Genomic DNA, 6007 nt, shown 5'->3' on the forward strand with positions numbered 1-6007 from the left:
TAAGCGCGAGCTGCATTCCAGATCTGTCGTCAGCTGTGCGGCTTCGGCAGCAGCGGCGTCGGATTGATCGGCTTGCCGTTGCTGCGGATCTCGAAATACAGCTTGACCGTGCTGCTGTCGGTGTCGCCCATCTCGGCGATCTGCTGACCGCGGTTGACGGTCTGGCCTTCCCTGACCATGATCGATTTGTTGTGGGCGTAGACCGACAGCAAGGTGCGGCTGTGCCGGACGATGATCATGTTGCCGTATCCGCGGATGCCGCGTCCCGCATAGGTCACCTTGCCGGCTTCGGCAGCCCAGATCGGCTGTCCGGTGGTGCCGACGATATCGATGCCCTTCAGATTGCGGTCGGTGGTCGGGCTGAGCTTGCCCTGCGCCGGCCACATCCAGTTCAGTTGCCCGGCTTCGGCGACCGCGGGCGCCGCCGATGTTGCCTGAGCTTCCGATGCGGCGTCCTTTTTCGCTTCGGCGGCTTTGCGCTCGCGTGTCGCGGTCGACTCTGTCGGGCGAGCAGGCCGCGCGCGCGAAATCGGCGCAACCGATGGCGGCGGCCTGATGCGCAAGACCTGGCCGACCTCGATGTCGTCCTTGTCGGAAATTTTGTTCCAGGCAGCCAGGTCGCGATAGTTCTGACCGAATGCACGGCCCAGCCCCATCAGCGTGTCGCCTCTCCTGACCGTATAAAAATCCCCATCCGCTTGCGGGGCGCCTGCGCAGGCTGCCAGCAGCACTGCGCACAAAACATGACTGTATCGACGCACGTTCAGACTAATCCTTGCCAAACTCCTCCCCCAATTCCTTCCCTCTCGCAGCGGCGGCTTTGACCGCAGTAATAATGCGCGGCCCGACGCCGTCGTTTTCCATGCTGGTGAGCGCCGCATAAGTGGTGCCGCCCTTGGACGTCACGCGTTCGCGCAGCACCGACAGCGGTTCCGGCGAACGAATCGCCAGTTCGACCGCACCTGCAAACGTGGCCTTGGCCAGCTCGACGCCTTGCTCGGCGCTGAGGCCCAGTTCGGCGGCGGCCTGCTGCATGGCTTCCATGAAGTAGAACACGTAGGCCGGACCGCTGCCCGACACTGCCGTCACCGGATCGATCAGGTCTTCGCTGGCCAGCCAGATGGTCGTGCCGACGGCGCGCAGGATCGCATCGGCGCCGGCGCGTTGCTCGGCGCTTACGCCTGCCGTCGCCACCAGGCCGGTGATGCCTTTGCCGATCAGCGCCGGCGTATTGGGCATGGCGCGCACGACGGCCTGATGGCCGCCGAGCCAGCGCGACAGGTCGACGCTGCGGATGCCGGCGGCGATCGACAGCACCAGTTGCGTGCCGATGAAAGGCTTGAGACTGTCGGCCACCTGGCGCATCTGCTGCGGCTTGACCGCCAGCACGATGACGTCGACCTTGGCGAGCATGTCGTCGACCTGCAGCGCCGTGGTGACGCCGAAACGCTGGTTCAGTTTTTCCAGCGACTCGGGGTTGAGGTCGACCACGTGGATGTTGCTGCCGTCGGTCAGCTTGCCTGCAAGACCGCCGATCAATGCCGCGGCCATGTTGCCGCCGCCGATGAAACCTATCTTCAACATATGCTCTCTTCCTGTAGATGACGACGGATAAATGCGAATAATTTTAATGAACCTGACGCTGTCCGAAAATGGCCGTGCCGACGCGCACGATCGTCGCGCCTTCGGCGATGGCGGCGTCCATGTCGGCGGACATGCCCATCGACAAGGTATCGCAGGCAATGCCGTCGGCGACCAGCAACGCCGCCAGTTCGCGCAGGCGCCGGAACGCCGCGCGCTGTTCCTGTTCCACTTCGGTCGGCGCCGGGATCGCCATCAGCCCGCGCAGGCGCAGACCGGGCATGGCGGCAACCGCCTGCGCCACCGGCAGCAATTCCTCGGGAGACAAGCCGCTCTTGCTGTCTTCCGCGCTGATGTTCACCTGCAGGCAGATGTTCAGCGGCGGCAGTCCCGGGGGACGTTGCTCCGACAGGCGACGCGCGATTTTTTCGCGATCGACCGAATGCACCCAATCGAAATGTTCGGCAATCTGACGCGTCTTGTTGCTCTGTATCGGTCCGATGAAATGCCACGCGACCTGCGCTTCGGGCGCCGCGAGTTTCAACGCGGCGATTTTATCGAGCGCTTCCTGAACGTAATTCTCCCCGAATGCGGCCTGCCCTGCGTGTACGGCGTCCAATACAGACGCAACATCAAAAAACTTCGATACAGCCAACAGTTGAATTTCTTGCGGATGGCGGCCGGCGGCCAGCGCGGCAGCGGCGATGCGAGCGTTAACAACTTGCAACTGTTTGGCGATTGACGACATAATTCTTTGGCTCGGGGAGGGGCAACGCTGTTTTTTCGGTAAGAGATTATAAATGGACATTCCCGGCCTGCTCGCCTTTTCGGTCAAGAATCACGCTTCCGACCTCCATCTGTCCACTGGTTTGCCGCCCATGCTGCGCATCCACGGCGACATCCGGCGCATCAACTTGCCGGCGCTGCAGGCGCACGACCTCGGCAACATGCTCGACGCCATCATGGACCAGGCGCAAGCCGATGCCTGGCGACGCGATCTGGAATGCGACTTCGCCATCGACATCGCCGGGCTGGCGCGCTTCCGCGTCAACGCCTTCCACCAGGTGCGCGGCCCGGCGGCGGTCATCCGCACCATCCCGCATGCGGTGCGCAGCCTGGACGAACTTGGCGCGCCGCCGGTGCTGGGCGAACTGGCGCTGCGCCGGCAGGGCCTGATCCTGGTCACCGGTCCCACCGGCTCGGGCAAATCGACCACGCTGGCGGCCATGATCCGGCATATCAACGCGCATCGCCCCGGCCACATCCTGACCATCGAAGACCCGATCGAATTCATCCACGAACCGGATAAAAGCCTGATCAGCCAGCGCGCCGTCGGCGCCCATACGCACTCCTTCGCCAATGCCCTGCGCTCGGCCCTGCGCGAAGATCCGGACGTCATCCTGGTCGGCGAACTGCGCGACCTCGACACCATCCGGCTGGCGCTGACCGCGGCGGAAACCGGCCATCTGGTGCTGGCCACGCTGCACACCTCGTCCGCCGTCAAAAGCATAGACCGCATCGTCGACGTGTTTCCCGGCGACGAGAAAGAGATGGTGCGCGGCATGCTGTCGGAGTCGCTGAGCGCGGTGGTTTCGCAAATGCTGCTGAAAACCAGGTCAGGCGACGGCCGCGTCGCCGCCCACGAAATCATGCTGGGCACGCCCGCCATCCGCAACCTGATCCGCGAAGGCAAAGTGGCGCAGATGACGTCGGTGATGCAAACCTCGGCCGGCGCCGGCATGCAGACGCTCGACCATTGCCTGGGCGAATTGCTGCGCAAGGACCTGATCGCGCCGGAGACCGCGCGCGCAGCGGCCAAGGCGCCGGAGCAGTTCGCCTGAAGTTAGCCCGAAGTTCACCGGCGGTGGGCTATCATGGTGTCCTTCCCACTTACTTCGACGAGGCCATCATGCCCACCATCTACGACTTCCAGCCCGCCCTGCCCGACCACACGCCGGCGGCGCTGGAGCAATATCGCGGCAAAGTCGTCCTGATCGTCAACACCGCCAGCAAATGCGGCTTCACGCCGCAGTACCAGGGTCTGGAAAAAATTTATCGCGAGTTCAAGGACAAGGGCGTGGAAGTGCTCGGCTTCCCCTGCAACCAATTCGGCGGCCAGGAGCCCGGCACGGCGGAAGAGATCGGCGCTTTCTGCGAGAAGAACTACGGCGTCAGCTTCCCGCTGTTCGCCAAGATCGACGTCAACGGCGACAAGGCCGATCCGCTGTTCACCTACATCAAGACGGAAGCGCCCGGCCTGCTGGGCAGCAAGGCCATCAAATGGAATTTCACCAAATTCCTGGTGCGCAAGAACGGCACCGTCTTCAAGCGCTACGCGCCGGCCACCAAGCCGGAAGACATGGTGGCCGACATCGAGAAGCTGCTGGCTGAATAAGACGGTTCAATGCACGCGACAGATGCCGTCGCCATATGGCGCGGCGGTGAATTCCGGCAGCGCTTCGGCCGCTTTCGACAAGGCCGCCAGCGCCGGATAGCGGTCGGCCGGCACCACGTCGGCCACCAGTTGCTGACTGAAGTGCCAGGCCACCGCAGTCGTCAGCGTAGCCTGGTCGATGGTTGCGCTGGTCACCGCGCGCGGCCGCTTCTCGAATTCCTCTTCCAGCGCCTTGTAGGCCGCCGACAGCTGGAGGGATACGCGCGACAGCCAGGGCTGGTGCAACTTCTCGGCCGGACGCAATGTGTGTTCGTAGACGATCTGCACGCTCTTCTCGCAGGCCGTCATCGCCAGGCCGATGATGCGCAAGGCGCGCTGCAACTCTGCCAGATCGGTAGGCAGCAAGCTGCGCTTTTTCTGCGGAAACGCCTCGGCATATTGCGTGATCAATATCGAATCCATCAGCACCATGCCGTCGTCGCAAATCAGCGACGGCGCTTTCACCAGCGGATTGATTTCACGAAAGCGGTCGAAAGTGCTGAATACCGAGATTGACTGATGTTCGAACGGCAAGCCGAGCAATTGCAAAGAAATGGCGGCGCGGCGGACGTAGGGAGAATCGAGCATACCGATGAGTTGCACTTGTATCTCCTTGATTGGAAAAATGGGGAACGAGAGACCTCGGGCCGTAAACATACCGCGAAACGAAAAAGGACGCCTTGGCGTCCTTTCCTTCAACCGGTCTTCTCCGCATGACCGTCGTCCCAGCGAACGCTGGGACCCAGTGGCGTCCAGTGCATCGGTCAACCGCTTTTACGACACTGGGTTCCAACTTTCGTTGGAACGACAATTCCGAGGTACGAATTAGTTCTTCGACTGGTCCACGAGTTTGTTGGCCTTAATCCACGGCAGGCCGGACGGGAATTCGCAAAGCACCGCTTTGCGCCGTCCCGCCCAGGGCACGCATACTTGCGCGTCCTGTGATGATGCCTATGATCGCGGTCCGGGGTCGTATTAGTTCTTCGACTGGTCCACCAATTTATTAGCTTTGATCCATGGCATCATCGCGCGCAGCTTCTCACCCACGATTTCGATCTGGTGTTCCGCATTGATGCGACGACGCGACAGCAGTGTCGGTGCGCCTGCCTTGTTTTCCAGGATGAAGCTCTTGGCGTATTCGCCGGTCTGGATGTCCGTCAGCACTTGCTTCATGACCTTCTTGCTCTCTTCGTTGATGATGCGTGGGCCGGTGACGTATTCGCCGTATTCCGCATTGTTGGAGATCGAGTAGTTCATGTTGGCGATGCCGCCTTCGTAGATCAGGTCGACGATCAGCTTCAGTTCGTGCAGGCATTCGAAATACGCCATTTCGGGCGCGTAACCGGCTTCCACCAGCGTTTCGAAACCGGCCTTGATCAGTTCGACGGTGCCGCCGCACAGGACTGCTTGTTCGCCGAACAGGTCGGTTTCGGTTTCTTCGCGGAAGTTGGTTTCGATGATGCCGGCGCGGCCGCCGCCGTTGGCGGTGGCGTACGACAGCGCGACGTCACGGGCGGTGCCGGACTTGTCCTGGTACACGGCGATCAGGTGCGGCACGCCGCCACCCTGGGTGTAGGTCGAACGCACGGTGTGGCCTGGAGCCTTCGGCGCGATCATGATGATGTCCAGGTCGGCGCGCGGCACGACTTGACCGTAGTGGATGTTGAAGCAGTGCGCGAACGCGACGGTCGCGCCTTGCTTGGCGTGCGGCGCGACGTTTTCTGCGTAGACCTGGCCGATGTTTTCATCCGGCAGCAGGATCATGATGACGTCGGCGCCCTTGACCGCTTCGTTGACTTCGGCAACGTTCAGGCCGGCGTTCTTGGCCTTGTTCCACGAGGCGCCGTCCTTGCGCAGTGCAACGGTGACTTTACAGCCGGAGTCATTCAGGTTTTGCGCGTGCGCGTGGCCTTGCGAACCGTAACCGATGATGGTCACGTTCTTGTTCTTGATCAGGGACAGGTCTGCGTCTTTGTCGTAAAAAACTTTCAT

7 protein-coding genes are annotated in these 6007 nt (G+C 62.0%); 2 read left to right on the plus strand and 5 right to left on the minus strand.

The window, feature by feature from the left end; translation table 11 throughout:
* Positions 1–29: 29 nt before the first annotated feature.
* The 3 genes from PMI16_RS06970 to PMI16_RS06980 are packed head-to-tail and all read right to left on the minus strand — an operon-like array spanning position 30 to position 2329.
* Positions 30–761, minus strand: a complete 732-nt coding sequence (locus tag PMI16_RS06970; protein WP_237719804.1) for a peptidoglycan DD-metalloendopeptidase family protein — start codon at positions 759–761, stop codon at positions 30–32.
* Positions 762–768: 7 nt separating this feature from the next.
* Positions 769–1584 carry a pyrroline-5-carboxylate reductase gene (gene proC, locus PMI16_RS06975; RefSeq protein ID WP_007877853.1) on the minus strand — a complete coding sequence of 272 codons (816 nt, stop codon included), beginning with the start codon at positions 1582–1584 and terminating at the stop codon, positions 769–771.
* A gap of 43 nt (positions 1585–1627) precedes the next feature.
* A complete protein-coding gene (locus PMI16_RS06980; protein ID WP_007877855.1) occupies positions 1628–2329 on the minus strand; it encodes a YggS family pyridoxal phosphate-dependent enzyme in 702 nt (233 codons plus the stop codon).
* A gap of 52 nt (positions 2330–2381) precedes the next feature.
* Between PMI16_RS06980 and PMI16_RS06985 the strand changes: the two genes are divergently transcribed.
* Both PMI16_RS06985 and PMI16_RS06990 read left to right on the plus strand, forming a co-directional pair.
* The gene (locus tag PMI16_RS06985; RefSeq protein WP_007877862.1) at positions 2382–3422 is read left to right on the plus strand and encodes a type IV pilus twitching motility protein PilT; all 1041 of its coding nucleotides are present in this window, start codon (positions 2382–2384) and stop codon (positions 3420–3422) included.
* Between the two features lie 68 nt (positions 3423–3490).
* Positions 3491–3976 carry a glutathione peroxidase gene (locus PMI16_RS06990; RefSeq protein ID WP_007877864.1) on the plus strand — a complete coding sequence of 162 codons (486 nt, stop codon included), beginning with the start codon at positions 3491–3493 and terminating at the stop codon, positions 3974–3976.
* A 6-nt stretch (positions 3977–3982) separates the two neighbouring features.
* On the opposite strand, the gene PMI16_RS06995 is transcribed toward PMI16_RS06990, so the two are convergent.
* Complete coding sequence (locus tag PMI16_RS06995) at positions 3983–4618, minus strand: glutathione S-transferase (RefSeq protein ID WP_007877866.1); 636 nt, start codon at positions 4616–4618, stop codon at positions 3983–3985.
* 372 nt (positions 4619–4990) lie between these two features.
* A complete protein-coding gene (ilvC, locus tag PMI16_RS07000; RefSeq protein WP_007877868.1) occupies positions 4991–6007 on the minus strand; it encodes a ketol-acid reductoisomerase in 1017 nt (338 codons plus the stop codon).

Source organism: Herbaspirillum sp. CF444 (assembly GCF_000282135.1).
Taxonomy (GTDB): domain Bacteria; phylum Pseudomonadota; class Gammaproteobacteria; order Burkholderiales; family Burkholderiaceae_D; genus Herbaspirillum.

Coding starts and splice junctions, on each gene's coding strand:
- PMI16_RS06985 (WP_007877862.1), top strand. CDS start 2,382: ATGGACATTCCCGGCCTGCTCGCCTTTTCGGTCAAGAATCACGCTTCC.
- ilvC (WP_007877868.1), bottom strand. CDS start 6,007: ATGAAAGTTTTTTACGACAAAGACGCAGACCTGTCCCTGATCAAGAAC.
- proC (WP_007877853.1), bottom strand. CDS start 1,584: ATGTTGAAGATAGGTTTCATCGGCGGCGGCAACATGGCCGCGGCATTG.
- PMI16_RS06990 (WP_007877864.1), top strand. CDS start 3,491: ATGCCCACCATCTACGACTTCCAGCCCGCCCTGCCCGACCACACGCCG.
- PMI16_RS06980 (WP_007877855.1), bottom strand. CDS start 2,329: ATGTCGTCAATCGCCAAACAGTTGCAAGTTGTTAACGCTCGCATCGCC.